General features: G+C 32.2%; 1 pseudogene. It reads right to left on the bottom strand.

Features of this window, described 5'->3' with window-relative positions:
- Window positions 1–388, bottom strand: a pseudogene (locus GJV76_RS15835) (hypothetical protein); the annotation flags it as partial.

Raw genomic sequence — 388 nt, 5'->3', positions numbered from 1 at the left:
ACTACTACAGTAGTTTGCTCTTTTAACTTCTCAATGATATCTTGATTATTTGTAATCTCATTAAGAATATTTTGAGAAATGTCAATTGCATAAGTTTTACCATCATTTACAGTATATAAGATTGGGTTACCATCTTTATTTACGTCACCATAGTAAACGTTACCATATGAGTTAGGATCTGGTTTTGTTGGGTCAACTGGTTCTGGTGTACCTGGGTCAGTACCTCCACCTGTATTAACTACTTTTGTAATTTCCTTTTGAATAGTTTCATTATTTTTAACTATTTCTAAGAAATCCGAAGTAGCGTTGATATAATACGGAATTGGATTTCCAGCAGCATCTTTCTCTTCTCCTAAGAACTTATAAACAACTGATCCTTTAGCTTTTA

This window comes from Myroides albus (assembly GCF_009711045.1).
In the GTDB taxonomy this organism is placed as follows: Bacteria; Bacteroidota; Bacteroidia; order Flavobacteriales; family Flavobacteriaceae; genus Flavobacterium; species Flavobacterium album_A.
The sequence above is the reverse complement of the archived record's forward strand: the minus strand, read 5'-3'. Positions and strand labels throughout refer to the sequence as shown.